Source organism: Cytobacillus luteolus (assembly GCF_017873715.1).
Classification (GTDB): domain Bacteria; phylum Bacillota; class Bacilli; order Bacillales; family Bacillaceae_L; genus Bacillus_BV; species Bacillus_BV luteola.
Window position 1 is genome coordinate 692,930 of the sequence record NZ_JAGGKM010000001.1, and the last position, 25,099, is coordinate 718,028.

A 25,099-nucleotide genomic window follows, 5' to 3' on the forward strand; every position below is an offset into this window, starting at 1 on the left:
AAAAAAAATATTAGTGAGTTAAGCTATCAAGATGTTCAACATGCTGACGATCTTTATCCAAGATTACTTCTATTAAAGCCTTACTTTCTGGATCAAGATCACCTTTTACAATTTCCTCTGACATGTGGATACCATACAGATCTTCACCCTCTTTAGCCATTTTAATCATATCCTCGGTTGTGTTAGGGATGGAAAATCGACTCATATAATTTTGAACTGAACCCATAATGCCCTCACTATCTACTGGGACACCACCAAGGTTTTGAATACGCTCTGCAACCTGAGAAGCATGTTCTTTATGCTCTTGTTGTATTTTTTGAAATTCTTTTTTTACAGAGGGATCCTTCAAATGCTTAATAAAGTGTTCATATTGGTGTATCCCCATATACTGTCCTTTTAAAAAGGCATTCAATTCTTTTATCACGACTTCTTGGTTCATTTGACCACACCCTTTCTATGAATAGTTTTTCAAGTTTAATTAGAAGTATTCTGAATCTGAATAGGATTTTTTGCGAAGAAATAGTTATATCTATAGATAGACATATGTAAAATGAATCTATAAAATGGGGTACTATATCAGCAGATAAAAATAGAGGTGGAGAAATATTGATACGTTTTGGAATCATAGGGACCAATTGGATTACCGACCGATTAATTGATGCAGGAACAAAACTAGATGATTTTCAGGTTGCAGCCGTTTATTCAAGGTCAAAGGAAAATGCAAAAGATTTTGCGGCTAGGTATGGGATTAGAGAAACATTTACAAATCTTGATGAAATGGCTAAAAGTAATAAAATTGATGCAGTTTATATTGCAAGTCCTAATTCCTTACATGCTACTCAAGCTATCACATTTATGAATCATAGGAAGCATGTCCTGTGCGAAAAGCCATTAGCATCAAACACCGCTGAAGTTGATTCGATGATTGAAGCGGCAAATGCAAATCAAGTTTTATTAATGGAAGCAATGAAAACCACGCTTTTACCTAACTTCAAAAGCATTCAACAGAATTTATATAAGCTTGGTAAAATACGTAGATATGTCGGGAATTTTAGCAAGTATTCATCAAGATATGATGCATATAAAGAAGGTACGATTCTAAATGCTTTTAAACCTGAGTTTTCAAATGGCTCTTTAATGGATCTTGGTGTGTACTGTATCTATCCAATGGTTTTGTTATTTGGTCACCCAAACAGTATAAAAGCTTCAAGCTACCTACTTGAAACACAAGTAGATGGAGAGGGAAGTTTGTTAATAGAGTATGATGAAATGGATGCAGTCATTATGCATTCCAAGATTTCTAATTCGTACTCACCTTCAGAGATAATAGGCGAAGATGGTAGCATGATGATCAACAACATTTCTGAACCGACAGAGGTAGAGATCCGCTATAAAGATGGATCTACTGAAAAGATCTCAGTGGAAGATGAAATGCCATCCATGTATTATGAATTGAGGGAATTTATTGACCTAATCAAACTAGGTAAACTTGAATCTGAAGTTAACTCACATCAACATTCTAGAACGACTGCGGAAATCATTGAGGTCGCTAGAAAGCAAACAGGGATAGTGTATCCGGCTGATAAGTAGTTTAATTATCACAAAAGACCTTCAAATTAGAAGGTCTTGTTTTTTTCAATCACACGAATCCCATTATCTCCACCAACGATTACAACGTCTGTCATATTTATGAATAGACCTGTTTCAACTACGCCAAGTAATAGTTTTAGCTGGTTATGTAACTCTGCAGGATTCGGGATACTTTTAAATTGACAATCAACGATATAGTTACCGTTATTTGTAATGAAGATCTCATTTTCATTCATTCTTAATTTAGGAACACAGCCTAGTTTAGCAATTCGTTCAGCTGTAACCTCCCATCCAAAAGGGACGATTTCAACGGGAAGAGAAAACCTTCCTAGTTCATTGACCATTTTTGATTGGTCGACTACAATGATTAATTTGCGAGCATAATCATCAACGAGTTTTTCACGTAAAAGTGATCCACCGCCACCTTTTGATAGGTTAAGGTTAGTATCTACTTCATCGGCACCATCAATAGCAATGTCTAAATAGTCTACATCCTTAAAGTCAATCAATGGAATGCCGAATTCATTCGCCCAGCCTTCCGTTCGCTTGGATGATGGTATCCCGCTCACTTTGATTCCTTGTTGAATCATTTCACCTAATTTTCTTAATGTCCAGTAAACAGTAGAGCCTGAGCCTAAACCGACTGTCATTCCATCTTTTATGTATTCAGCCGCTTTTTCACCAACAAGTCTTTTTTGATCTTGATTTTCTTCAAAGTTTTTTTTCATCTAATCCACCTCTTTGATGTACCTATCTCTTTTTAGTATATACCAATTATGAATGAAAGATGGATGTTTAACCATACTAACGAGGTAGATAATGAAGAGGAGGAATTTTCATGACAAAAAAGGACCAAACACCATCGAATCAAGTTGACCAAAAAGCGTTATTAAATGAAAAGGTAGAAAAGGCTAGAGAGAATAACTTTGAAGGAGACCATATCCGTCAAACAAGCCCAGGTGGAGTGCCAAGGCAATAAGTATTGACATAATGGAAATAAAGAACATATACTTTATTTACTACTAGTTGAAGGGAATGGAAAAAAGGACCGATGAAGTTATAATCTTATTTTCTTACTCATTTTTCAATTGAAGAAAAATTTGTAGCTTAGAGAATAGGATTAGTCTGTCTAATTTTTTACCATTTCAATAAAACAGAGATACATGAGTAGGTGGGTTGAAGCGTTGTTATGGTTTCAACTGGACTTCATGCTATCTACTTTTTTGATATGAATAAAAATGCCATGACAGCCTCTCTAGGTTACTTCCCTAGAGAGGCTTTTTAATGTACCTCTTTAGGAGACTTTAACTAGAGGTGTTATTTATGACTGTTATGAAAATTAGAGATATAAAGAAAAGCTTTGGAGATAAAGTGATTTTAGAAAAAGTGAATGCAGATATAAAAAAAGGAGACCGCATTGGTTTGGTAGGGAATAATGGAGCAGGGAAAACGACGTTAGCAAATATTCTTTATGGAAGTATCCAACCGGATTCGGGAACGGTAAACAGTAGTAAACAAGGCATAAAGATGGGTTTTTTGCTGCAATCGACTGAATATACAGTTACTGATTTTAAAGAGGTGACTACTAGTCATGAAAATGAGCTCCTCAAGAATTCGAGTGAACTAGGATTGAAAAAGGTTCAGGAATGGGATGGAGAGCGACTTAAGCATTTAAGTGGTGGAGAGAAGCTCAAACTATCGCTTGCACGGATATGGGCAGCAAAACCAGATGTGCTTATTTTAGATGAGCCGACAAATCATCTCGATTATCAGGGGGTGGAGTGGTTAGTTGGAGAAATAAAACAATTCTCAGGGACCGTTATTATTATTTCACATGATCGATATTTTATGGATCAGACGGTTAATCAAGTAGTGGAATTAGAAAACGGTATATCGACGGTATATAAGGGTAACTACTCTGAGTACCGTGAAGAAAAGGAGAGACGCAATCTAGAACAAATGCACCATTATGAGGTTCAACAAAAACGAAAAGAAAAGGTCGAACAGCAAATCGAAAATCTTCAAAATTGGTCTGATAAGGCACATAAGCAATCGACAAAACAAGATGGTTACAAAGAGTATTACCGAATGAAGGCAAAAAAGATGGATGTCCAAGTGAAGTCGAAAAGGAAGAGGCTTGAAAAAGAGCTTGAGAAGAATAAAGTAGAAAAGCCAGTAGAAGACTGTAAGGTGAATTTTCAGTTTGGATCAAGTGGAAAGCGTGGAAATAGTATCCTTGAAGCGAAAGGGATTTCGAAGTCCTTTGAAGGCCGAGTGCTGTTTGAAGATAGCCATTTTTATATTAAGCATGGTGAACGAATTGGAATTTTTGGAGAAAATGGTTGTGGGAAAACAACACTTATTAAAACTGTTCTTGGGCAGATTGCTTTGTCGAAGGGAGAACTTTGGAAAAGTGATTCATTGAAAATTGGTTATCTAAGTCAGGATGTAGATGAATTAGATACTGAAAAGACTGCTTTAGAAATTTTGGGCATTACTGAAAGAGATGAGATTAGTAGGGTTAGAACCATTTTTGCAAACATTGGACTAAAAGAAGACAAGATCACGAAACCTATCTCGACCCTAAGCTTAGGAGAGCGGACAAGGGTAAAGCTTGTAGGAATGCTCCTAAAGAATCTGGACTTACTGATTTTGGATGAGCCGACCAATCACTTGGACCTGGTTAGTCGTGAGAGTCTAGAGAAAACACTAGAAGAATTTGCAGGAACAATCTTGGTGATTTCCCATGATGTGTATTTTATGAATAAGTTATGTGATAAATTGTTAGTCTTTGAAAATAAGAAAATTCTAAGAGTGGAAAAGTCGCTTACTGAATATTTAAGTCGATCAGAAGAGCCAGTTAGCAACAGCAAAGAAGAACTACTCGTTTTGCAAAACAAGATCACAGCACTATTAGGCGAAATTTCATTATTAACGAGAGAAGACCCGAAGTACAATGAGATTGACCAGAAGTTGTCAGAACTATTGAAGCGTAAAAGAGAAATAAGCTGATTAAATGTGTCAAGCGGGGCCTGACCCCCGGCGCTTTAAAGCTTTAGCGTGCCGGGGGTCTGGCCCCGCTTATTATTCACGAACATTGTCGAAATCATTTTTTAGCGAGGTTTGTGTTCGTTCGAGTTCAGCGATTCTACTTTTAATTGCTTGTCTAACTTCGTAAGGGTAATCGTTTGTAAATTCAGTTTGCAAAACGTCAAGATGTTTTTGCAAGGTTTGGAATAGGTTCTTTTTGCTATTATTTACATCAAGGAATGGAATGATTTCACATGCTTCAGGCTGCTGATTGTTTTCCATAGCGAATGCTCCTTTAATTCATTTACTCCTAGTTTTAACTGGGAAATGATTAATTAATCCTAACTAATAAAAATTTCCATCTTCTAGTGAGAAATGATTTATAATGAAATGGAAAATAATTGATAATGAATAGGTGAAGTGTATGGTGAGAGTGTTACTAATTGAAGATGAGGTTTCTATACGTAGGTTTGTAGCGATTAATTTAGAAAGAAATCAATTTGAGGTGGTTGAAGCTTCAAGTGGAGCTGATGCAAGATTAGCTTTGGCGGGCAAGCAAGTAGACTTTGTAATATTGGATCTAATGTTACCTGATATTGACGGATTCGAATTGTGTGAGGAAATCCGAAAGTCGTATCCAAGTATTCCAATCATTATATTATCTGCGAGAGGTGAAGACCTGGATCGCGTAATGGGTTTAGAATTAGGTGCAGATGATTATATGGTTAAACCTTTTAATCCATTAGAGCTTGTTGCTAGAATACGATCTGTTTTAAGAAGAACAAAGGTGAATGTAGTCGAGGTACATGATCATAAAATCATTTCAGGACCTTTCCAGCTTGATTCCTTATCTAAGCAAATTGTGAAGTCTGGACAACTGTTAAAGCTAACATTACGTGAGTTTCAAATTATGGAATATTTTATTGAACATAAGAATATTTCCATCAGTCGCCATGACCTACTAGATGCTATTTGGGGTAAAGATTATTTCGGGGATAGTAAAACAGTAGATGTACATATTCGTAGATTACGAGAAAAGATAGAGGATGATCCTTCTAATCCTATCTATATTGAAACAGTCTGGGGTCATGGCTACCGTTTTTTTGAGGTCGGTGTATGAAAAAAGGAATAAAACGGAGACTTGTTTTAAGTTATTTTTTGATGATTTTATTAACTGTTATCTTATTTGAAGTCATCCTATTGTTCTCAATCCGTTACTATTACTACAATACTATTGAAGATCATCTTACGAATCATGCAACGATCTTTTCTTCTTTTTATAAAGAGTATCTTGAGGATAATTCACTCGAGGAACATGCAGAATTCATTATCGACGAGTATACGACTTATGCACCAACTCAAATTCAAATTATTAACATGGACGGTCGATTACTAGCTGATACAATGTTAAGTTCGCAAACTCAGATGAAACCATTTATAGATGTTCAAACAGCGTTAGAAGGTAAAATAACTCAGTTTACTGGAATTCTTGGAGATATGAGCAATGAGGAAGTGATGGCGGTTGCTTATCCTTTGATGGCAAACAATGAACAGGTTGGGGTGGTTAGGTTTATATCTTCACTTGAGCCAGTTAAACAAGTATTCCATACAGTTATTCTATATTTGGTACTCATTGGTATGTTTGTTCTACTAGTCATTACTCTACTAAGCTACTTTTTAGCTAACACGGTTACAAAACCTGTGAAAAAAATAACAGAAGCTGCACATGAAATGGCGAGTGGAAATATGAGTGTTCGGGCAGAAAAGGTATATGACGATGAACTAGGAAAACTTGCAGATACCATGAATTTTATGGCGAGTGAGCTTGAACAGCTAGAGCAAGTAAAGAGAGAATTCATTGCTTCTATTTCACATGAACTAAGGACTCCTTTAACATCGATAAAAGGATGGGGGATTACTCTTCATTCCATGTCTGGAGATGAACATATGAGAGAAGGCCTTGAAATTATGATTAGTGAAAGTGAACGACTAAATGGGCTTGTTAATGATTTACTGGACTTTTCTAGTCTGTCTTCAGGGAAAGTTCAGTTTAATTTTGAAGAAGTTCATGTAGGGGACTTAATGAAGCAGGTATACCAACAGATGCTGCCCCGTAGTAAAAGGCAATTTATAACATTCTCTTTTCATGCAGAAAATCCTGAGGTGCTTTTAAAAGTTGATAAAAACAGGATAAAGCAAGTGCTAATTAATGTACTTGATAATTCATTTAAGTTTACATCACAACAAGGGGAGATTAAGTTTTACTCCTACCAAAGTGGAGGGAATTATGTAATTGAGGTTAAAGACACTGGTCTGGGAATTGAAGCAGAGGACCTCGTAAAAATTACAAATAAGTTTTATAAAGGTAAATCAAAAGCAGGGGGCAGTGGCTTAGGACTAGCCATTTGCCAAGAAATTGTGACACAACACAATGGAAGTTTGACGATTATGAGTGAGAAGGGAAAAGGAACCACTGTAAAAGTTCAACTTCCCCTGTAACCTTTCTGTAACCATTTTTAACTTTTTCATAACGATTAATGCTCCAAATAGCTTTATTGTAAGGTTATAAAGAATTTGGAGTTGGAGGAACAAAATATGAAGTGTAGAAATATTCTAATTAGCCTTTTAATGATAAGTGTTCTATTAGTTAGCGGTTGCAGTGTATTACCTGAACCAGGAAGTTTGATTCAACCACCTAAGTCACCTAATGCCTCTTTTAACAAGCAAGGTGAAGATAAGAATACGATTATACAATCATTCCTACCACCAGGAGCAAGTCTTATTACTCCATCCCAACCTACAGGGGGAACAGCAATTCAAACCATTGATATTAACTTTGACGGTATTGATGAAATGGTTGTTTCGTATAAACATAAAGGAACTCCTGGAGAGGTCGGGGTTATGCTTTTAATGCAGAAGGATAAGGATTGGGAGATACAGTGGAGAACAGAAGGCTTAGGTTATGATATTAGCCATGCAAGTTTTGCGGACTTGACAGGAGACTTAATGCCAGAGTTATTAATTGGATGGACGATTGGGGCATCGGCTGGGAATAATCTAGATATCTATCAATGGAAGGATAAAACGTTAGAAAAAATTGCTGGAACAGCCTATCATAAGCTTGATGTTTTTACGAAAGATCATGACAAACAAGCACGTTTAGCAGTATGGCAAAAGGATACAGGAGAAGCATATTCTGTTGATGTGTTGAAGTATGATAATGGCAAACTAATAGCTGATCCTGCCTCATATCCACAGTATTTTCCATGGGTAGTAGATTATTATAAAGACCGATTGATTGAAATGCCAGATGCACCGTTTTATTGGTATTATCACGCCGATGCACACTTAAAGTCGCTGCAATATGAGGAGGCACTTGATTCAATTGAAAAAGGAATGGCGCTTCCAAATGGCTACCCTGCCAAAGGAGAATTTGAAGAATTGAAAAAGCAGGTTGTAGAGGCAATGGGTAACGACGGGAATTATTATAAAGGGATGACTCATACGGACTCTTACTTTGATTATACCTTGAAGTTTCCTGCTTCTTGGGAAGGTAAGGTTATCGTTGAGGAACTACTTGAACGTGTTTTTGGAGATACACCAGCTATGATTATTCGCCACTCGAAGGGTGAGGATCATGTAGGAGGAGCACTTTTTACTGTACATGTGTTCCAAGAGGATTATTGGAAGTCAGAGCTTGAAGGGAATACAACACATCAACTATTAATGATTGAAAATGGATTGGCGTTTACAGGATTAAAAAATTCAGCAAACCCTTATCCTTTTGGTACTGACGAGCATAAAGAATTTATTGAGATGAGTAAGGAAATAGACCGTGTGTTTACTAGCTTTACTCTTCCAAAAGGTCAGATTATAAAGCATGAAGACAAGTTAGTCATTCAGTCAATTATTGAGGCACGGTCCCGTTTTCAATATGTTATGAATGGTGGAGAGCAAGAAGGAGAGCTAAAAACGTTTATGAAAGATGGAGTGGAGTATCGATATGTAAGTAAAGATATCGGTACGAAAGAGGAGCTCATTGCTTTTTTAGAAAAGACTTTTACTCCTAAGGTTGCAAAAGACTTTTGGAATCAGTCAGGGTATATTGTGCATAATGGAAAAGTCGCTCAGCCTAATGCGGATGGTGGTTCGTTATTGAACTGGGAAAAAGCAAGGATGAAACTTAGTAGAGAAACAGAAAATGTAAAGGAGTACGAATGTGTCGTTCCGCTTGGAGGAATGCCGCAACATGAGGTAATTACAGTCGTGTTTAAAAAGACAGATACCGGTTGGAAAATCGACCGTTCTCCTTTTGGAATGTAAGTTTTTAAGGCCAATGCGTGACCTGCGTGTTGGTCTTTTTCGTGTAAAGTGATTAGAGGGATAGGCAAGTTGAATGGAGAATACTATGTAATAGTAAGTTATGAGAGGGAGCGGTGTTAATGTGATACTTCCCTATGAATCTAAAGTTTAAAATAGGGAGTTTTTTAAAATGGCTTTATGGAAAGATAGAAGATTTATGTTTTTATGGGTTGGACAATTGGCTTCGATCTTTGGGAGTCGTTTTAGTGAATTTGCAATTCCATTAATTGTGTTGGGGTTGACAGGATCTCCTTGGCAAGCAGGACTGGTGGCTGTATGTTCTCAGGTGGCTCCACTGTTATTATCGATTCCGGCAGGGGCATGGGTCGAGGGTAGGTCCAAAAGACAAGTGGCCATTATGTCTGAAGGAGTTCGTGTTATTGTGATGGCAGGTCTTGTGCTTGCAGTGATCTTTGAAGTGGTGACAGTATGGGTTTTAGCTGGTACCCTGCTTGTGATGGGAGCAGCTGGTGTGTTTTTTCGAATTGCGTTTCAGTCAATGGTGCCTGGGATTGTTGGACGTGCAAGACTCGTGCAGGCTCATAACTATTTTGAAGGAGCGGATGCCATTAGTACGTTGACCGGACCGGCACTGGCTGGAGTTGTGTTTACTGTGCTCGGTATGGCGATGACATTGGCTGTTGATATGATGAGTTTTTTAATTTCTCTTGTTGGTTTATTGTTGATTCGGTTTGACGAGAGTAAAGGGATTAAGGAAGAGGGAAAAAGTAAGTCAACGTTAAAAGGAGTAAAGGATGGATTACGATACTTGATTGGAAGTAAAGTCCAACGTTTTGTGACAGCAAATCAATTGTTATTGAATTTTACAACGACTGCAGTTGTGTTAACTGTCATTGTGTTTGCTAAGCAAACCCTAGTGTTGAATCCTGTGGAAATAGGATTATTACTTTCAGCAGCGGGTGTAGGAAATGTTGTTGGCGTGTTTTTGTTAAGTCGAGTGAGTCATTTACCATGGGGCTATTTATTTGGAGGCATTATGTTCGTTTCTGGGGTAGGAGTTGGCTTAATGGTGTTTTCTGAAACATTTGTTGCAGCAGCTATTGGGATGTTCTTATTTGATGGGGCTCTTTCAATGGGATTCGTCGTGAATGGGTCGGCACGTCAAGCGATTACACCAGACCACTTTTTAGCTCGTGTGGGGAGTGGTGGTATTTTGCTAAGTGGTTTGGCAGCGATTTTGGGGAGTTTATTTGCTGGTGGAATATCGGAGTTTGTGAGTCCTCAGGTAGCATTGGCAGGTTGTAGTATCTTATTGGTTGTTGGTGCAGTTGTTTCTGTTCGGTTGAAAGAAGTTAGTGTGCCACTGGATCAGGTTGAGCCAGTTGAGTTATAGAGAAATAAGAGGAGCACGCAGAGTAATGTCTGTGTGCTCCTTTTTTAGTATTTAAAATGCCCAGCTTCCGTTACGGAATAAAGGTTCAACTGTACCATCAGCTGTAATGCCGTCGATATCCATTTCAGCAGAGCCAACCATGAAGTCAACGTGTGTGATACTTGAGTTTGCACCGTTTTTAGCAAGGTCTTCTTTTGACATTGTTTTTCCGCCTTCAATACAGAAAGCATAAGCATTTCCGATTGCAAAGTGGTTTGATGCATTCTCATCAAATAATGTGTTGAAGAAAATGATATTTGTGTTTGAAATTGGTGAATTGTGTGGTACTAGAGCTACTTCACCTAAGTAGTGAGAGCCTTCGTCCGTTTCTACTAAACGTTTTAATGTGTCTTCACCAGCTTCAGCTTTCACATCAATGATACGACCATTTTCAAAAGTAAGTGTGAAGTTTTCAATTAAGTTACCACCATAGCTTAAAGGCTTAGAGCTTGTAACAACACCGTTTACACCGTCTTTTTGAGGTGTTGTGAACACTTCTTCAGTTGGCATATTTGCTACGAATGGTACGCCTTGCTCGTTTTGGCCGCCGCCACCGATCCAGATGTGTTTTTCTGGTAAGTCTACTTTTAGATCCGTACCAGGAGCTTTGTAGTGAAGCGTTTTGTATTTTTTATTGTTTAAGTAATCTACTTTACTATGTAATGTTGCGTTATGCTCTCTCCATGCTTGAACTGGGTCTTCTAGGTCAGAGCGAGTAGCTTGGAAAATAGCATCCCAAAGTTTGTTTGTTTGTTCTTCTTCAGTAAGGTCAGGGAATACTTTAGCAGCCCATTCTTTTGAAGGAACCGCAATAACACACCAGCTAATTTTATCTGCTTGTGCGTAGCTACGGTATTTTTCCATTGCTTGCCCTGCCGCTTTTTGTGCTGCTGCAATGCGGTTAGGATCTACACCTTTTAGTAAGTCTGGGTTTGAAGCTACGATTGATAAGAATGCTGCACCACCTTCAGCCATCTCTTCAAAGCCTTTTGCTTTCCATACTGGGTATTCGTTGAAAGCTTCGTCTGGCGCTAGGTCAAATTTCGTGCGAGTCAGCTCATCATCGTTCCACTCCACATGCACGTTTTTTGCACCAGCTTCATATGCACTCTTCGCCACTTTGCGAACAAAGTCAGCCGTTGAGATTGGGGCATTAACCACGAGTGTTTGCCCTTTTTGAATATTAACACCTACACGAACCGCAAGATCCGCGTACTTTTCAAGGTTTTGAATAAAAGTTGTCATACATTGGCTCCTTTGTTTGTAAGAATTTTCACCCTACTATTGTACCATTTGTTTGGGGGGAGGGGAATGAGGGATTGGTGTGGGGGATGTTTGTGTGTTCGTTATTATGATTCTTTGTTCTTAAGAAAGTATTTTTGGTGTTTGTGAAAGTATTTTACTTATTTTGTTAAGTATTTTTGCAAAATGGAAAGTATTTCTCACGTTTTGTTAAGTATTTAGTGATTATGAGAAAATATTGGTATATATTACCAATATATATTTTGAATTTATTACCCTAGTACACTTTTTAAGAAGGAAAATGATAGATTTATATAGAAATCAATAAAAAAGGAGGAATGGTATCCATTGTCAATCAACAAAATAGAAAAGTCGCTTAAAATTCGTAAATTAGAAGCCATAGTAAGGAGAGTTTCACCTAGTTTTCCAACGATGCCTCAAATCGAGGAAGAATTGTCTATCAGTTTGGCTGGCCAGAGAGGAGAACAATCGATTGACTACTTTTTGAATTTTTTAGATTTGAAGAAATATCATCTTTTATTCCGTGGTGCTAGGCTAGAGTATGTTGAGGGAATATATTTTCAATTGGATACACCAATTATATCAAGTCGTTATTTCTTAAATATAGAAGTTAAAAATCTATCAGGGGAGTTATTTTTTGATCAGGATTTTGATCAGTTACTTCAAAAGAGAAATGATGGAACTGTAAAACCCTATATAAGTCCAGTATCACAAGTTAAAAGACATGAACTACAATTAAGGTATTGGTTAAAGAAACACAAATTTCCTGAGACTCCTATTGTATCACTCGTTGTTATAACTAACCCCAACGCAATTATTAAAACTGCACCAGAGCATATTAAAACCGTTCAAAAATATGTAATCCACTCTGCTAACCTCCCTTTTAAAATTGAAGCAACTGAGAAATTGTTTACAAAGGATAGTTTAACAGGCTCTCAAATTACAAAACTCTCAAAGCTCTTTAAAAAACTGAATACCCCTCTTATACCTGATTACCTACAGAGATTTGCTATCAAACAATCAGATATAGTAACAGGTGTACATTGTCAAAAATGCAATACACTCCCTCTACCTAGAATACGAGGAGGATGGTACTGCAACAAGTGTAATGTTAAAAGTACTAATGCCCATATTGAGTCACTTGTTGATTATTACTTTTTAGTAGGTGAGATAATATCAAACAGAGAATTTAGAGAGTTTTTAAACATTGAAAGTATCGTCACTTCCAGTAAGTTATTAGCTTCTCTAAATTTACCCTCCTTAGGTACCTTTAAGGACAAAGTCTATAATCTTAAACCACTAATTTTGAGGTAAATGTATTAATATTAAGTATTTTATTAAATGTGGAAAGTATTTTACCAAGAATAGAAAGTATTATATCTTCTAAGGAAAGTATTTATATCCAAAAGGAAAGTATTAAACCCGGAAAAGAAAGTATTACTAAAAAATTCCAAACAGACTCGCATATTTCCCCTCTAAACAATCAAATCACTAGCAAATCCCCCCACCCCACATTATAATCATTCTATAAATCTACCTTCGGAGGCAAAATCATGCTCATTAAATGGCTTTTCCCAATCTTAGCGTTATTAGGTGGGGTGGCAGTGGCAATTCAAGCGACCATAAATGGGGGATTAGGTAAAAAAGTGGGTACATTGGAAGGATCCCTTGTTTCGTTTGCAATCGGCACTCTCGCCTTGCTGTTTATTGTAATCTTCTTTGGAAAGGGGAACCTAACGGCAGTCACGACGATACCCAAATGGCAGTTAACTGGCGGGTTGCTTGGTGCATTCTATGTGTTCGTAGCCGTGCTCGTGGTTCCAAGAGTGGGTGTTGCAACTACCTTAACAGCCGTAATTGTGGGGCAGCTAGTTATGAGTGCCGTCATCGATCACTTCGGACTATTCGGCAGTAAACAAATCCCGTTTGATTGCAAAAGAGCTTTAGCATTAGTTCTGCTCGTGTGCTCACTATTTTTATTTTATAAAAAAGTGTGAAGAAATCACTGATTCAAGGTGATTTCTTTTTTTTACCCAAAAGACCATTGACAATTAAATGGAAAGGGATTATTGTATTAAGTGTACTAGTTAGTGTAATACACATAATACAATCATACATAAGCCAAAAAGCTGAAAGGAGGCTAAAACAAACTATGTATTTTAATTTAGATGAGCGTAGTAATACTCCAATTTGGGAGCAAATTGTGAATCAGGCGAAAGAGATGATTCTAAAAGGGATCCTCCAACCGAATGATAAACTCATGTCTGTTCGTGAATTAAGTTCGACTTTACTAGTAAATCCAAATACGGTGAGTAAGGCCTATCAAGAATTAGAAAGACAGGGCATCATTGTGACACGCAGAGGAAAAGGGACGTTCGTATCGGAGAATATCTCTACAAAACCTGATGAAGAAAGGATCGAAACAATGAAACAATCACTGAAAACTTTAATTGTAGAAGCTTCCTACTTAGGAATTGATAAGGATACATTTTTATCATGGGTACAAACGTATTTAGACGAGTTAGGGGGAGGAAAAGATGCTAACGGTAAGGAATCTGAGTAAAACCATTGAGGGGAAAAAAGTCCTTGATGACATTACTTTTACAATTGGAAAAGGTTCCATTGTTGGCCTTGTTGGTAGAAATGGTGTCGGTAAAACGACATTACTAAGGACACTTGTTGGAATTCTTGATCCAGAACAAGGTGAAGTTTTATATGAAGAAGAAAATATAGCAGTTAAACCTGAAGTAAAGCGTTCAATTGCTTATGTTCCTGATTCAACGGCCACGTTCAATGGATATAGTGTGAAGGAGTTAGTCCGTTTATATAAAGCCATTTATCCGGAGTTCCAGGAAGATTTTTTTTACAGTCATATGAAAGAATTTAAGTTGCCTACAAATCGAAAAGTAAGAACCTTTTCAAAAGGGATGAAGGCATTAATGTTCATCATATTAGCCATTTCCACAAAGGCAAAATTAATTATACTTGATGAGCCGACAAATGGTCTTGATGCAATTATCAAACGTCAGGTCCTTCAATTATTAATCGGTGAGGTTTCTGAAAGCGAGCTTTCAATCTTAATCTCCACTCATCATTTAGATGAGTTAGAGAAAATTGCTGATACAATCATGATGATGAAAGAAGGAAAAATTGAATCTATTATTACGATGGACAACGCGAAGGAGCACTTTAAAAAGGTTCAGGTCGTATTTAAAGGGGACTATCCAGAGGAGCTTGGACAACTTCAAAATATTGTACGAATCAATCAGATTGGTCGAGTTCATACCCTTCTTATTAAAGGCGACACAGAGAACACAATGAATCAGCTAAACACATACCAGCCAATCTTATTTGAAGAATTACCGATGACATTAGAGGATATGTTCATTTCGGCGTTAGGAGGGGATGACCGTGAAGGGCACTAAAGGTTTGTGGTTAAAGGATTACAAGCAATCTAAGTTTATATTATGGGCATTGTGGCTCGTATCTTTGTATATTCCTATAAAAGTTGTTAATGAGATTCAGCACTTAAATGTTGCAATTCAATTCTGGAAAGAATCAGGAGAGCGGAACCCATTTGAATATCATCTTTATTGGAATAATACTGACGTTGCATTCCTCCAAATTCTTGTCGTACTAATTTTAGCATGTACCTTGATAGGGTTAGAACGTACGAATCAAAGTATGGATTTAACATTGTCACTTCCATTTAAAAGACAGACTATCATGCTTACTAAGTGGTTACTTGGAGTTATAAACATTATTGGAGCAACCATTGTTTCAATCGTAGCAGCAGTCATTCTGCTAAGCAATTCATTGCTGATTGATTATATGGATTCCGGTATCCTTTGGTACTATGGATTGGTTTCCATTTTTGTACTAATAGGTGTTTATACGTTTGCTTTATTGATTGGGTTTATGGGAGCTAGTGTTATTTCTCAGTTTGTTTTCAGTGTCATCTTTTTATTATTTCCTATGGGAATGGCTATGTTGATTGATGAATTTTTTAACTACCATTGGGAAGCACTTGGATTGGGGCATTTCTATTTACCTAATGTAATTTACAGTCTGTTTGAGCATATTAGTTTTCCGATACAATTACTTCTACTTGATCATCGGATTAATGGTTTTTTACATGGATATGTAAATGGTCCTAATCAGTTAGGTCTTGAGCCACTAATTGTTCCGGTTATAGTAACTATTGTAGGTTTAGGATTGATCATGTATTTTTCTAAGGCGATGAAAAGTGAAAATAACGGCAAGATTCTTGTGTATGAAAAGTTTCAACCGGTTCTTAAAGTGGGGGTATTCGTCTGTTTTTATCTATTAGGTGGGGCTATCTTTCCTTCATTTATCTACAACTATAATGAAAGCCCACATGTGATAACGTACCATATTGGAGGTCTATTATTAGCTTTAATTGTCTCCTTCATCGTTTCAAAATTACTAGGTACCAGGTTCCTACTTGGGAAAAGGAGTTAATGACAAGGGCATGATTATTCAGGGAGTAACTTGCTAAAGGTTACTCTTTTTTATTTCCAAAAAAATATAGGTACAGAACACTTGTTTGGTATATAATAATCGTAACAAAGGAGTGATGTTGCGATGATGGGGATTTTAAAAAGAGCATTCCATGAACAGTCAACCATTGAAATTATTTATATATCAAAGGGTGGTGTTGTATCGGGGCGTTTAATTAGAGTAATGGAGATTAAGGAAAATACATTGATTGCTTATTGTTACTTACGTAAAAAGAGAAGAACCTTCTTAATCGGAAATATCTTATCTGTAGATGTCCCAAGGAGAAGAGGTAGACATAGAGAAGCAAATTAAAAAGAGCACCATAATGGATGCTCTTTAAGATGAACGGTTATGAAAGTTTAAACCTACGAACCTGACCATTAAGCTCTTCGGCAAGCACTGATAACTGATTTGCACTTCCTGCAATTTCCTCCATTGAACTGGTCGTTTGTTGAATAGAGGCAGAGGTTTGTTCAATTCCTGCTGCTGATTCTTCAGAAACTGATGCAATGTTTACTATAGATTGACTCATAAGTTCACTGCTACTCACAATTTCTTTTAAATTGTTGGATACATCTTGAATTCTAGTAACCATCTCTAGTACGGATTGATTAATAGTCTCGAATGTTTTACCTGTAGTTTGAATTTGTTCTGAGCCTTTTTCAACTTGGTGATAGCCTTCTTCAAGTGAAGTTACAACTTCACCAGATTCTTTTTGAATACCTGCAACAATTCCAGTGATATCAGAAACTGAAACTGAAACCTGTTCAGCTAATTTACGAACTTCATCAGCTACTACTGCGAAGCCTTTACCATGTTCGCCAGCTCTTGCTGCTTCGATGGCAGCGTTTAACGCAAGAAGGTTTGTTTGGTCAGCGATTGCTTTAATTACACCAACAAGAGTTGAGATCTCTTTAGAGTGTTTATCAAGTCCTTTTACTTTGTCTACTGCAACATTAAAGATTTCATCAATGGAATTCATTTGTTTGACAGATGAATCCATTAACTGACTGCCATCTTTAGTAAGCTTTAAGACATAGTTTGACGAATCATGAATCAGTTGACCGTTCGTATTCGCGCCTTGGATTTTATCAATAAAGGTAGACATGGCTTCTGATAGTTCAGATGAATCATTGGCTTGAGATTCAGAACCAGCAGAAAGCTCTTGCATTGTAGCAGCAACCTGTCTACTGCCTTCTTTTACTTCATTTGCTGATTGTGTCAATTCTTCACTTTGACTCGTTACTGTTTCAGATACGTTGGAGATTTTTGTTACCATGTCTCGTAAGCTAATTAACATAACATTCATGGCTGAACTAAGTTGGCCGATTTCATCCTTACCTGTATAGCTATTTTCATCAATTGTTAGGTTACCTTCAGAGATTTCCTTGGCCATTTTTATGACATTGTTTAAGTTTTTATGAACGATACGGTTGATTAAATAAACTATTAGAATACCTAGCACTGTAGATAGAGCTATTGCGATTAGTAGATTTGTAATTGCACTGTTTAAGCTCATTGAAACTTGTTTCATAGCTGTATCACGTTGGTTATCCAAGATACTACGTAACTCTTCTAGTTTTTTTACAACTCCACTGCGAAGTATTTGTGTTTTTCCACGGCTTAACAATGCTACAGATTGGTCCCCACTTTTAATTGCTGGACCGATAGAATTTAAAAAGAGCGTATTTATTTCTTCATCAGCTTTGTCAATCTCACCTAATATGACAATCTCTTCATTTGAAGTTAATTGTGGCTTTAATTCAACTAGAAACAATGTAAGAGATTCATCAATTTCATTATATTCCTTGATATATGCCTCCTTAGGACTACTTATATAATCTGCAATACGAGCATCTTTTGATCGAATTAAGGAAGCAATTTCTGTAATAATGATTGAGTTATTACTCTTTTTTTCTAGTGAAGTTAGTTCAGTTTTTACTCCTTGTATCTGGAAAAAAATAATGACAGCTGAAGCACAGAATAATGCAATTGATAAACCTAGTGCTATTCCAAATTTCCAGCCTATTTTAAGGTTACTAAACTTTAAAAGGCTTGGTCTCTTTTTAAACATTTGTGTACCTCCTATGTATAAAACTTTTTCAAAAAAAACTCTTTCCTCTTTGACGTAAATAGTTTGAAGCAAATTTACGCAAAGCAGAAAAGAGTTTTCAACATCCCATCTGACAACCCGGCCATCATAGCATTATGCTGAAGATCCGTGGCTTTGCGTCCCCGACTTTCGACGGGTTTGCCTTTAACTTTAGGAATTTAGCTATAGTTAATTAGTAATAGATTAATTATATAGCGATATTCTTTTTAAGGCAATAAAGGATATGACGAAATATGTTGAAAAATGAGATATTTTATACGCTAGGTTTAACTGGTGGTAGGGACTTAGCTTTTGTATTTAGATTTAATGCAACTAAGGCAATAACGATAGTCGAAGTGATTAATGTCCCGTGTAATATCCAAACCATTTTTGGTAGAGTAAGAGCTTCTAGTAAAATTGGTGCTACAACAAATCCTAAAGCAAAACCTAATGATTTTAATAGCATGCCAACTCCGAAGATTCGCCCTCGTATATGGTTATCTGTTTTCTGTAAGATGGTTGAGTGGAGCGTTGTAAATGTAGCATCGAACACTCCGGTAAAGAAAGCAAACGGAAAGATAATCCATAGATTAAGGTTTGACAAAAAGACAATGAATCCGGTGGACATTAGGATAGCTGATATGAAACAACTATAAAATATGCGGTCACTCTGTAGCCACTTTATCCTTGGGATAATCATTGTGGCAGCAACTGAACCAATTCCCCATATTCCCCAGATCATCCCATAGTAGAAACCTTGACGAGAAGGATCTATATCTTCGGCAAGTAATGGAATGCCAAGGTTGTGTGAGCTACCAGCAAAAGCACCAATTAAGAAAACAAGATTAACCATGAGTAGCATTGGAGCAACCATTATATAGGAATAAACTTCTTTCAAATCATTTCCTACGCTTTTTAACTTTTGTTTGAAACCACTAGCCAAAGCAGCAACTTGTTTAGGAGTACTGGACTCCCATTTTACCTTTAAGAGAACAGCAGCTGATAACAGATAAGTTAGTGCATCAATCATTAAAGTTACTTTATAACCGAGAAAATCAGTGATTACTCCTGCACCAATAAAACCAGCAACAAGACTGATTGATGTTAGCCTTGAGATAAGCGCGTTTGTTTCAAGTACTTTATCTTGCCCAAAAATTTGTGGTATTTCTGAGTTGAAACTAACCATAAAAAATGTACTTGATAAGCCGATTAAAAAGGCAACAGATAAGATCATGACTGGATTAGGAAACGGAATTAATAGAAGGATGATAATGGCCCTGAAAATATCTGTGTAGATCATAATTTTACGACGGTCATATCTATCTGCTACTATCCCAGAGAAAAGACTGGATAATACACCTCCAAGTGTACGAACAGCCATGGTTGCAGCTAGCCAAACCGTACTTCCTGTTGCAGCATACATCACAACATTTAACACAATCAAATCCATGAAGGTTCCTAAATCAGAGAAGGCTTTTGTATAAAGAATTATTTTTTTACTCATGTGGTTCTCCTTAAAATTGTAATAGCTATATTTTAATGATTTCTAAATTATTTCGCAACACGAAATTTTTATTTTTTTATAAGAAGGAATGAAGTCCAAAAAGTTGGTAGATACTATCTGTGAGGATTTGTAGCTCAACTAATAGAGCAGCCAACCGTATCATCGAATATGGTTGTGCATGTTGTAGGTGAGAGGCCTACCAAGTCCTCATACATAGTAAAAATGAGAAAACAGCATCCAAACTGGAATGCTGTTTTTTAGTAGTCTTTATAAATATACAATAATAGATAGTGCGATTCCGATAACCATTACCAAGAGTGAGCCAATAAAAAACGGATTAACGAATACATTATATTTTTCTTCTGGTATAAACTTCATCTTTAACATATCTCCAAGGCCACTGTATATATCATAACTTAGGCCAACCTCTGCATTTCTACCCTTGTTTGAGGATAACCAGATAGCTCCACTCATAAAAGCTCCAAACAGGAATAAAACATCATGGTAATGCATTTCTAAAATCCATGATAAGAAAAAAACAAATACTAGTTCTATTGCAGTAGCTGTTATAGTTAGTAGTGCATAAAGTAGCAAGTTCTATCATCCTTTCATTTCACACAAATCGTATTTTACCATAGTTTTCACGTAGGCAGAAGATTTTATAAAAAACAAAGGGATATTATTCCAAATGGAGAATATAAGGAAAAGGAAATGAGCAGAAGCAATATGTTAAAGCTTTAAAGCGGTGGGGGTCAGGCCCCATAAAGAGGAGTGATAAGGGTGAGAGTGAATGATTTTCGCAAAATACATAAAAGTGTGTATTCTTTAAAACAAGGAATGATTGAGGTTATAGATATTCCTGAGCTTCAATTTGTCGTTGCACATGGAGAGGGAGAGAGAAATGTTTACCGAATGCACGATGGTGATACGATCTGGTCAATCTCTCGTGTCGTTAATCGGTTAAAGGACATGACAAAACTTGGGATGGATTACAAGTTTAAGCTAATGCCTTTAGAAGTGATTTGGACTGGTGAAATAGGTGAGTGGACAGCAATGATGCAGGTCCCAAATTTAATTACTGAAGGTATGTTTAGTGAAGCAATACAGGAACTTGAGTTCAGAAAGAGGAGTGTCAGAGTTCCTGTTTACTTGAAGAATAACCATCAGGGCCGTTGTGTTCAGGCACTACATGTAGGTTCATATAACAATGTATATGAAACGCTTGAAGATGTATTGAATTTTTGTAAGGAGAATGGGTTAGTCGTAAAGAATCGATCTCATCGAGAGATTTATATTAATCAGCCTTTTTGTAATGAGCCCTCCAAGCTACAGACGATTGTTAGGGTTGAGGTAGAGGACTGATATGTTTTTTTAAAAACTAGTGTTCTACTTAAAAAAACGATATAATCATTCAAAAAACATAAGGGGACTACACAAAAGATGAACAAAGGGAAGATTATCTATTTAAATGGTGTATCAAGTTCTGGTAAAACGAGCTTAAGTAAAGAACTGATTAAGCTTTTACCGAATTACTTTCATTTCTCATTGGATGATTTTGATTATATCATCGAGAAAATGGAGGATCGACAGAATGAACGTTTGATTCCCATTGCGACTGAGGTTTTTTATCATCAAACGATTAAGATGTTTTCAGATAAAGGTGTAAATCTAATAATAGATGATGTTTTACATGACAACGTAAGCTTGAAAAGTGCGACTGAAACCCTTCAAGATTATCCAGTACTGTTTGTTGGGGTTCAATGCCCGTTAGAAGAATTAGAGCGTCGTGAACGTGAACGTGGCGATCGAACGGTAGGACAAGCGAAAATTCAGTTGAACTTTGTACACCAGAACGGAGAAATGTATGATGTTGAAGTAAATACTTTTAATGAAAAATTAGAGGTATGTGCGGTTCGTATCGTTGAGGCTGTGAATCAAGAACTGTTTTCAGATGGATGGAAGACATTTTGTAAGGTGTAAAAGGTAATAAAAGAGTATTTTAGGGGAAATCAAACGCGCTGACAACGAACAAGTCAGCGTGTTCAGGTGTTTTTTACCCTTTATACACATAATAATCCTGAGTGTGGAATTGTTCAAACCCACAGGATTTATATAACCCAAGTGCATGTTCGTTTTTTATTTCAACCTCTAAATAAATATCTTGTACATGTTTTGCTTCATCTAATACAACGTTGGTCAATGCTTTACGTCCAATCCCTTTTCCTTGGTATTCAGGATAAACAGCGAAACTATAAATCCAACTTTCCCCGTGTTCACGGTAAACGCGGATTTTACCAACCGTTTTCCCTTCCACTTCAATAATATAATATGTACCTTCTTCTAGTACTCTTTCATTAAAAGATTTTGCTGCTTCTTCAGTCATATCAAAACACTTCATATCTAACTCAATCGCAGCTACTTTGTCTTGTAAAGAAGAAGCTTGCCTCAAAACAATGTCATTGTTGCATTCTAATGGAGTGTGATTGTATTTCATTTGATATTCAGAAATAGAATAAATACAGGGTAATTTCTTTAGAAACTCGCTTGCTGAAACTGAATCAGCTGGAGCATTCAGTAGGATTCTCTCAAAACCTTGATTTTTACAAGCTTCAATGGCTTGTTGAAAGAGTTTAGTAAAGATACCGTTGTTTCTAAAATTGGGGTGAACCATTCCACATAGCTCAACCTTATCACCGAATCCATAGATTCCAATGAAACCTACCAGTAAAGAGGATTCATACATGAAAAAGTCTTCTGGCTCTTGACTACCTCTGGAACGTAGCATATCCCAATTTAATTTTAGTTTAAGATTGTCATGCGATTCGCAAACCTTTTGAAGGGATTCAATATCGTGTAATTGTTGAGCTTTTAGCATGAAGTTATTCCCCCATTTAAATTAAATTAGATTCCTTTATTATAATAAATGGAAATGGATAAGAAATACAGTTCTATTTTTCAGAATAAACTATACTTTTTACCTAAAATAGATTGATTGAAAGATAAGGAAATGGTACTATTTTAGTAATCTAGGGCAAACTTATTGAAAGATGAGGGCAAAGTCACGGGTCTAAAGTTGGACAACTAGGATTGCCTTCTGCCAATTTCGTTCATGGATACAAAGTAGGGGGACTTATGGAAAGGAATATCGAGTTAATTGAAACCATCCAACATTTCTATCAGTTATTAGATAGAATGCCGGACCGCCCAAGTTCAACGTACGATTTCGCATATTTTATTAAACAATTTTTACGAACAAAAGTAGATGAGGGGCAATTGCCAACCATTGAAGTGATGACCGTATTTAAATATAGTAAGCCAAAAGCGTATTATTCTATGAGACAATTTGCAAAAAAGGATCCATTGTTACACTTTTTAATGGGATTAGATATGGACAAAGACAGAGCAGAAGAGAGATTAAATCAATTACTTAAACAAAATATAGAGTGTTAAATGATCAACTTCACAGGTTGGTCTTTTTTATTGGAGATTTTTTCAATAATATAGTTATAGAGGTAAAGATTAAAATAGTATATAGTTAGAGGATAGAATTATTCTAGGAGGATCTTTTAAAAATGTTACATACACCGCTAGGCCGCTTTAGAACGATGGGATTTCTTGAAGGTGGTTCTCTTCTGTTTCTTGTATTTATTGCAATGCCACTAAAGTATTTTTTAGACATGCCTCAAGTCGTCAGCGTTGTTGGCGCAATTCACGGTGGGCTATTTACTCTATATGTAATTGTTATAGCCTATACAACCTATAAAATCCGTTGGTCATTAAAATGGGCTATTAGTGCATTTATCGTAGCCTTCATTCCATTTGGAAACATTGTTCTTGATTTACAACTAAAAAAACATAACTTTTAACATACCTAGGATACGTGTACCTAGGTTTTTCTATTTTTATAAAGCCCATTCTTGTCAGGACGTGTTACCTATTAATCTATTTTTTCATAGCATGAACTGAATAATAAAAGGAGGTATTTGACTATGAATTATGAACAACTTATGAAAAAAAGGCAGAATTGTTTAGCTCAAATGCAGGAAGCTTACACAAAATATTACAAGAACTATAATGAAATCATGCAATATGATTCAATGTTACAGCCATTATTGCAAATGAATCCAACGACACAAATTAACCCTTATGTGAATGTAAGTCCGTATACACAAGTAAATCCAAGTATGCAAGTTAATCCAAATGTACAGGTAAACCCATGGACACAAGTAAACCCAAGCCTAGAGGTCAATCCACAAACTCAGATTAATCCAAAGTTATTGAGTGATTTTCAAGTAAACCCTACAACTCAAGCATACTTTAATTTTGATCCTGATTTTGATTTCGATTTTAGTTTGGGCAAATAGTCGGTCCAATTTTAATCGGTTAAAAATAAATCACGCCCTCACAGTTTAGATATCCTAGTTTAGCTTTTGTGGGAGGGGAAAGAATGCAGCAGTATTTTAATGTGTATAGGGATGAGCGGAAAATTAAGATAGATAAGAAAGATGACCAGGTTAACCTGATGAATATCTCCATCTTTTTAGACAATCAGCATATGGGACATATGTCGTTTATTGATTCCATTATCATCAACTCGAGAAATAACTTTAATCATAAGTTACTTATTCAAGCAGATGTGATGATTGATGGTTACATTAAGAGAATCTATGAAACATACGATATTGGAGATCTACGTTTTTCGGAACGTGAAACCTATTTCCGAGCGGGCGATATTCTTGTTGCCTGTGATAACTTAAATGGTCTTCCTTATGGGTATATGGGGCATTCTGCTATGGTTGTAGATGAGAGTAGTATCGTAGAAGGCGTGGTTACAAACCCGATTATTCGAAAGGTACCTGTAGAAAACTTTTTTAATAATCATAAATTGTTTGCACACTTCCGGCCGAAGAATAAAGAGATGGGTGAAAAGGCAGCTAAGTATGCATTAAACTACTTGGAAACCTTTAATGAGAACAAGGAAAAAGGGATTGCAAAGCCTATCTTTCTATTTACTCTCAATACACCTTTAGAAGATGAATGGAACTATATCTACTGCTCGAAATTAATCTGGTTAAGTTATTATTATGGAGCAGATTATGAGTTTCCGAATGACCATTTATGGTTTGCTCCAGAAGATTTATATACTAATTTAAAAGATAATCCTGATTTTGAGGTAATGTATATACATCCGGACTTTGTTTTCTATATTGATGCATAAGGTAAGTATTAGACATCCAATAGGGTGTCTTTTTTGTGGTTTGCGAATTATCGGTAAATTCAAAATGTAAACACTTTGTAAATATTGGATAAAATGCTAATTTATAGGTGTATTTTCCTAAAAAAT

The 25,099-nt window shown here is 36.3% G+C and carries 25 protein-coding genes, 2 pseudogenes and 2 riboswitches; of the genes and pseudogenes, 19 read left to right on the forward strand and 8 right to left on the reverse strand.

Going from position 1 to position 25,099, the window contains the following annotated elements; genetic code table 11:
- Positions 1 to 10: 10 nt before the first annotated feature.
- Positions 11 to 439, reverse strand: coding sequence for a ferritin-like domain-containing protein (locus J2Z26_RS03585; RefSeq protein ID WP_193538394.1), 429 nt, complete (start codon positions 437 to 439; stop codon positions 11 to 13).
- Between the two features lie 167 nt (positions 440 to 606).
- On the opposite strand from J2Z26_RS03585, the gene J2Z26_RS03590 reads away from it, so the two are divergent.
- Positions 607 to 1,590 carry a Gfo/Idh/MocA family protein gene (locus J2Z26_RS03590; protein WP_193538396.1) on the forward strand — a complete coding sequence of 328 codons (984 nt, stop codon included), beginning with the start codon at positions 607 to 609 and terminating at the stop codon, positions 1,588 to 1,590.
- 26 nt (positions 1,591 to 1,616) lie between these two features.
- Here J2Z26_RS03590 and rpiA read toward each other — a convergent pair whose 3' ends face one another.
- The gene (gene rpiA, locus J2Z26_RS03595) at positions 1,617 to 2,318 is read right to left on the reverse strand and encodes a ribose-5-phosphate isomerase RpiA (RefSeq protein ID WP_193538398.1); all 702 of its coding nucleotides are present in this window, start codon (positions 2,316 to 2,318) and stop codon (positions 1,617 to 1,619) included.
- Between the two features lie 110 nt (positions 2,319 to 2,428).
- Between rpiA and J2Z26_RS03600 the strand changes: the two genes are divergently transcribed.
- Complete coding sequence (locus tag J2Z26_RS03600) at positions 2,429 to 2,569, forward strand: hypothetical protein (protein WP_193538400.1); 141 nt, start codon at positions 2,429 to 2,431, stop codon at positions 2,567 to 2,569.
- Between the two features lie 344 nt (positions 2,570 to 2,913).
- Positions 2,914 to 4,602 carry a ribosomal protection-like ABC-F family protein gene (abc-f, locus tag J2Z26_RS03605; RefSeq protein WP_193538402.1) on the forward strand — a complete coding sequence of 563 codons (1,689 nt, stop codon included), beginning with the start codon at positions 2,914 to 2,916 and terminating at the stop codon, positions 4,600 to 4,602.
- Positions 4,603 to 4,674: 72 nt separating this feature from the next.
- Here the strand turns inward: abc-f and J2Z26_RS03610 are convergent, their stop codons facing one another.
- The gene (locus tag J2Z26_RS03610) at positions 4,675 to 4,902 is read right to left on the reverse strand and encodes a hypothetical protein (RefSeq protein ID WP_193538404.1); all 228 of its coding nucleotides are present in this window, start codon (positions 4,900 to 4,902) and stop codon (positions 4,675 to 4,677) included.
- A gap of 142 nt (positions 4,903 to 5,044) precedes the next feature.
- Between J2Z26_RS03610 and J2Z26_RS03615 the strand changes: the two genes are divergently transcribed.
- The 4 genes from J2Z26_RS03615 to J2Z26_RS03630 all read left to right on the forward strand — a co-directional run bounded on the left by J2Z26_RS03615 (position 5,045) and on the right by J2Z26_RS03630 (position 10,336).
- Complete coding sequence (locus tag J2Z26_RS03615) at positions 5,045 to 5,740, forward strand: response regulator transcription factor (protein ID WP_193538406.1); 696 nt, start codon at positions 5,045 to 5,047, stop codon at positions 5,738 to 5,740.
- Positions 5,737 to 7,119, forward strand: coding sequence for a sensor histidine kinase (locus tag J2Z26_RS03620; protein WP_193538408.1), 1,383 nt, complete (start codon positions 5,737 to 5,739; stop codon positions 7,117 to 7,119). The genes J2Z26_RS03615 and J2Z26_RS03620 overlap by 4 nt, the downstream gene beginning before the upstream one ends.
- Positions 7,120 to 7,215: 96 nt before the next feature.
- Positions 7,216 to 8,943 (forward strand): DL-endopeptidase inhibitor IseA family protein, encoded by a 1,728-nt coding sequence (locus tag J2Z26_RS03625; RefSeq protein WP_193538410.1) that lies wholly within the window; start codon positions 7,216 to 7,218, stop codon positions 8,941 to 8,943.
- Between the two features lie 169 nt (positions 8,944 to 9,112).
- Complete coding sequence (locus J2Z26_RS03630; RefSeq protein ID WP_193538413.1) at positions 9,113 to 10,336, forward strand: MFS transporter; 1,224 nt, start codon at positions 9,113 to 9,115, stop codon at positions 10,334 to 10,336.
- Between the two features lie 51 nt (positions 10,337 to 10,387).
- Here J2Z26_RS03630 and J2Z26_RS03635 read toward each other — a convergent pair whose 3' ends face one another.
- Positions 10,388 to 11,620 (reverse strand): aminopeptidase, encoded by a 1,233-nt coding sequence (locus tag J2Z26_RS03635; RefSeq protein ID WP_193538415.1) that lies wholly within the window; start codon positions 11,618 to 11,620, stop codon positions 10,388 to 10,390.
- Positions 11,621 to 11,965: 345 nt separating this feature from the next.
- Between J2Z26_RS03635 and J2Z26_RS03640 the strand changes: the two genes are divergently transcribed.
- The 6 genes and pseudogenes from J2Z26_RS03640 (at position 11,966) to J2Z26_RS03665 (ending at position 16,471) form a co-directional block, all read left to right on the forward strand.
- On the forward strand, positions 11,966 to 12,952 hold the full coding sequence (locus J2Z26_RS03640) for a nuclease-related domain-containing protein (protein WP_193538417.1): 987 nt from the start codon (positions 11,966 to 11,968) through the stop codon (positions 12,950 to 12,952).
- Positions 12,953 to 13,197: 245 nt separating this feature from the next.
- Positions 13,198 to 13,635 carry a DMT family transporter gene (locus J2Z26_RS03645; RefSeq protein WP_193538549.1) on the forward strand — a complete coding sequence of 146 codons (438 nt, stop codon included), beginning with the start codon at positions 13,198 to 13,200 and terminating at the stop codon, positions 13,633 to 13,635.
- 155 nt (positions 13,636 to 13,790) lie between these two features.
- Entirely contained in the window at positions 13,791 to 14,201 is a 411-nt protein-coding gene (locus J2Z26_RS03650) for a GntR family transcriptional regulator (RefSeq protein ID WP_193538419.1), read from the forward strand.
- Between the two features lie 64 nt (positions 14,202 to 14,265).
- Positions 14,266 to 15,063 (forward strand): annotated as a pseudogene (locus J2Z26_RS03655) (ATP-binding cassette domain-containing protein); the annotation flags it as partial.
- A complete protein-coding gene (locus J2Z26_RS03660) occupies positions 15,050 to 16,120 on the forward strand; it encodes an ABC-2 transporter permease (RefSeq protein WP_193538424.1) in 1,071 nt (356 codons plus the stop codon). The pseudogene J2Z26_RS03655 and the gene J2Z26_RS03660, both read left to right, overlap by 14 nt.
- A gap of 123 nt (positions 16,121 to 16,243) precedes the next feature.
- Entirely contained in the window at positions 16,244 to 16,471 is a 228-nt protein-coding gene (locus tag J2Z26_RS03665; protein ID WP_193538426.1) for a hypothetical protein, read from the forward strand.
- 37 nt (positions 16,472 to 16,508) lie between these two features.
- On the opposite strand, the gene J2Z26_RS03670 is transcribed toward J2Z26_RS03665, so the two are convergent.
- The 3 genes from J2Z26_RS03670 to J2Z26_RS03680 all read right to left on the reverse strand — a co-directional run bounded on the left by J2Z26_RS03670 (position 16,509) and on the right by J2Z26_RS03680 (position 20,349).
- Positions 16,509 to 18,233: a methyl-accepting chemotaxis protein gene (locus tag J2Z26_RS03670; protein WP_193538428.1), complete on the reverse strand. Its 1,725-nt coding sequence runs from the start codon at positions 18,231 to 18,233 to the stop codon at positions 16,509 to 16,511.
- 108 nt (positions 18,234 to 18,341) lie between these two features.
- Positions 18,342 to 18,425: riboswitch (cyclic di-GMP riboswitch) on the reverse strand.
- A gap of 100 nt (positions 18,426 to 18,525) precedes the next feature.
- Positions 18,526 to 19,755 carry an MFS transporter gene (locus J2Z26_RS03675; RefSeq protein ID WP_193538430.1) on the reverse strand — a complete coding sequence of 410 codons (1,230 nt, stop codon included), beginning with the start codon at positions 19,753 to 19,755 and terminating at the stop codon, positions 18,526 to 18,528.
- A gap of 267 nt (positions 19,756 to 20,022) precedes the next feature.
- Entirely contained in the window at positions 20,023 to 20,349 is a 327-nt protein-coding gene (locus J2Z26_RS03680; protein ID WP_193538432.1) for a hypothetical protein, read from the reverse strand.
- Positions 20,350 to 20,535: 186 nt separating this feature from the next.
- On the opposite strand from J2Z26_RS03680, the gene J2Z26_RS22370 reads away from it, so the two are divergent.
- Positions 20,536 to 21,117 (forward strand): GyrI-like domain-containing protein, encoded by a 582-nt coding sequence (locus tag J2Z26_RS22370; protein WP_193538434.1) that lies wholly within the window; start codon positions 20,536 to 20,538, stop codon positions 21,115 to 21,117.
- Positions 21,118 to 21,189: 72 nt separating this feature from the next.
- Positions 21,190 to 21,735, forward strand: a pseudogene (locus tag J2Z26_RS03690) (phosphotransferase-like protein); the annotation flags it as partial.
- Between the two features lie 73 nt (positions 21,736 to 21,808).
- Here J2Z26_RS03690 and J2Z26_RS03695 read toward each other — a convergent pair.
- The gene (locus tag J2Z26_RS03695; RefSeq protein WP_193538438.1) at positions 21,809 to 22,630 is read right to left on the reverse strand and encodes a GNAT family N-acetyltransferase; all 822 of its coding nucleotides are present in this window, start codon (positions 22,628 to 22,630) and stop codon (positions 21,809 to 21,811) included.
- A 145-nt stretch (positions 22,631 to 22,775) separates the two neighbouring features.
- A riboswitch (cyclic di-GMP riboswitch) is annotated at positions 22,776 to 22,857 on the forward strand.
- A 30-nt stretch (positions 22,858 to 22,887) separates the two neighbouring features.
- Between J2Z26_RS03695 and J2Z26_RS03700 the strand changes: the two genes are divergently transcribed.
- The 4 genes from J2Z26_RS03700 to J2Z26_RS03715 all read left to right on the forward strand — a co-directional run bounded on the left by J2Z26_RS03700 (position 22,888) and on the right by J2Z26_RS03715 (position 24,973).
- Positions 22,888 to 23,205, forward strand: a complete 318-nt coding sequence (locus J2Z26_RS03700; protein ID WP_193538440.1) for a hypothetical protein — start codon at positions 22,888 to 22,890, stop codon at positions 23,203 to 23,205.
- Between the two features lie 122 nt (positions 23,206 to 23,327).
- Complete coding sequence (locus J2Z26_RS03705; protein WP_193538441.1) at positions 23,328 to 23,621, forward strand: DUF3817 domain-containing protein; 294 nt, start codon at positions 23,328 to 23,330, stop codon at positions 23,619 to 23,621.
- Between the two features lie 123 nt (positions 23,622 to 23,744).
- The gene (locus J2Z26_RS03710) at positions 23,745 to 24,119 is read left to right on the forward strand and encodes a hypothetical protein (RefSeq protein ID WP_193538443.1); all 375 of its coding nucleotides are present in this window, start codon (positions 23,745 to 23,747) and stop codon (positions 24,117 to 24,119) included.
- An 83-nt stretch (positions 24,120 to 24,202) separates the two neighbouring features.
- Positions 24,203 to 24,973, forward strand: a complete 771-nt coding sequence (locus J2Z26_RS03715; protein WP_193538445.1) for a C40 family peptidase — start codon at positions 24,203 to 24,205, stop codon at positions 24,971 to 24,973.
- Positions 24,974 to 25,099: the final 126 nt, after the last annotated feature.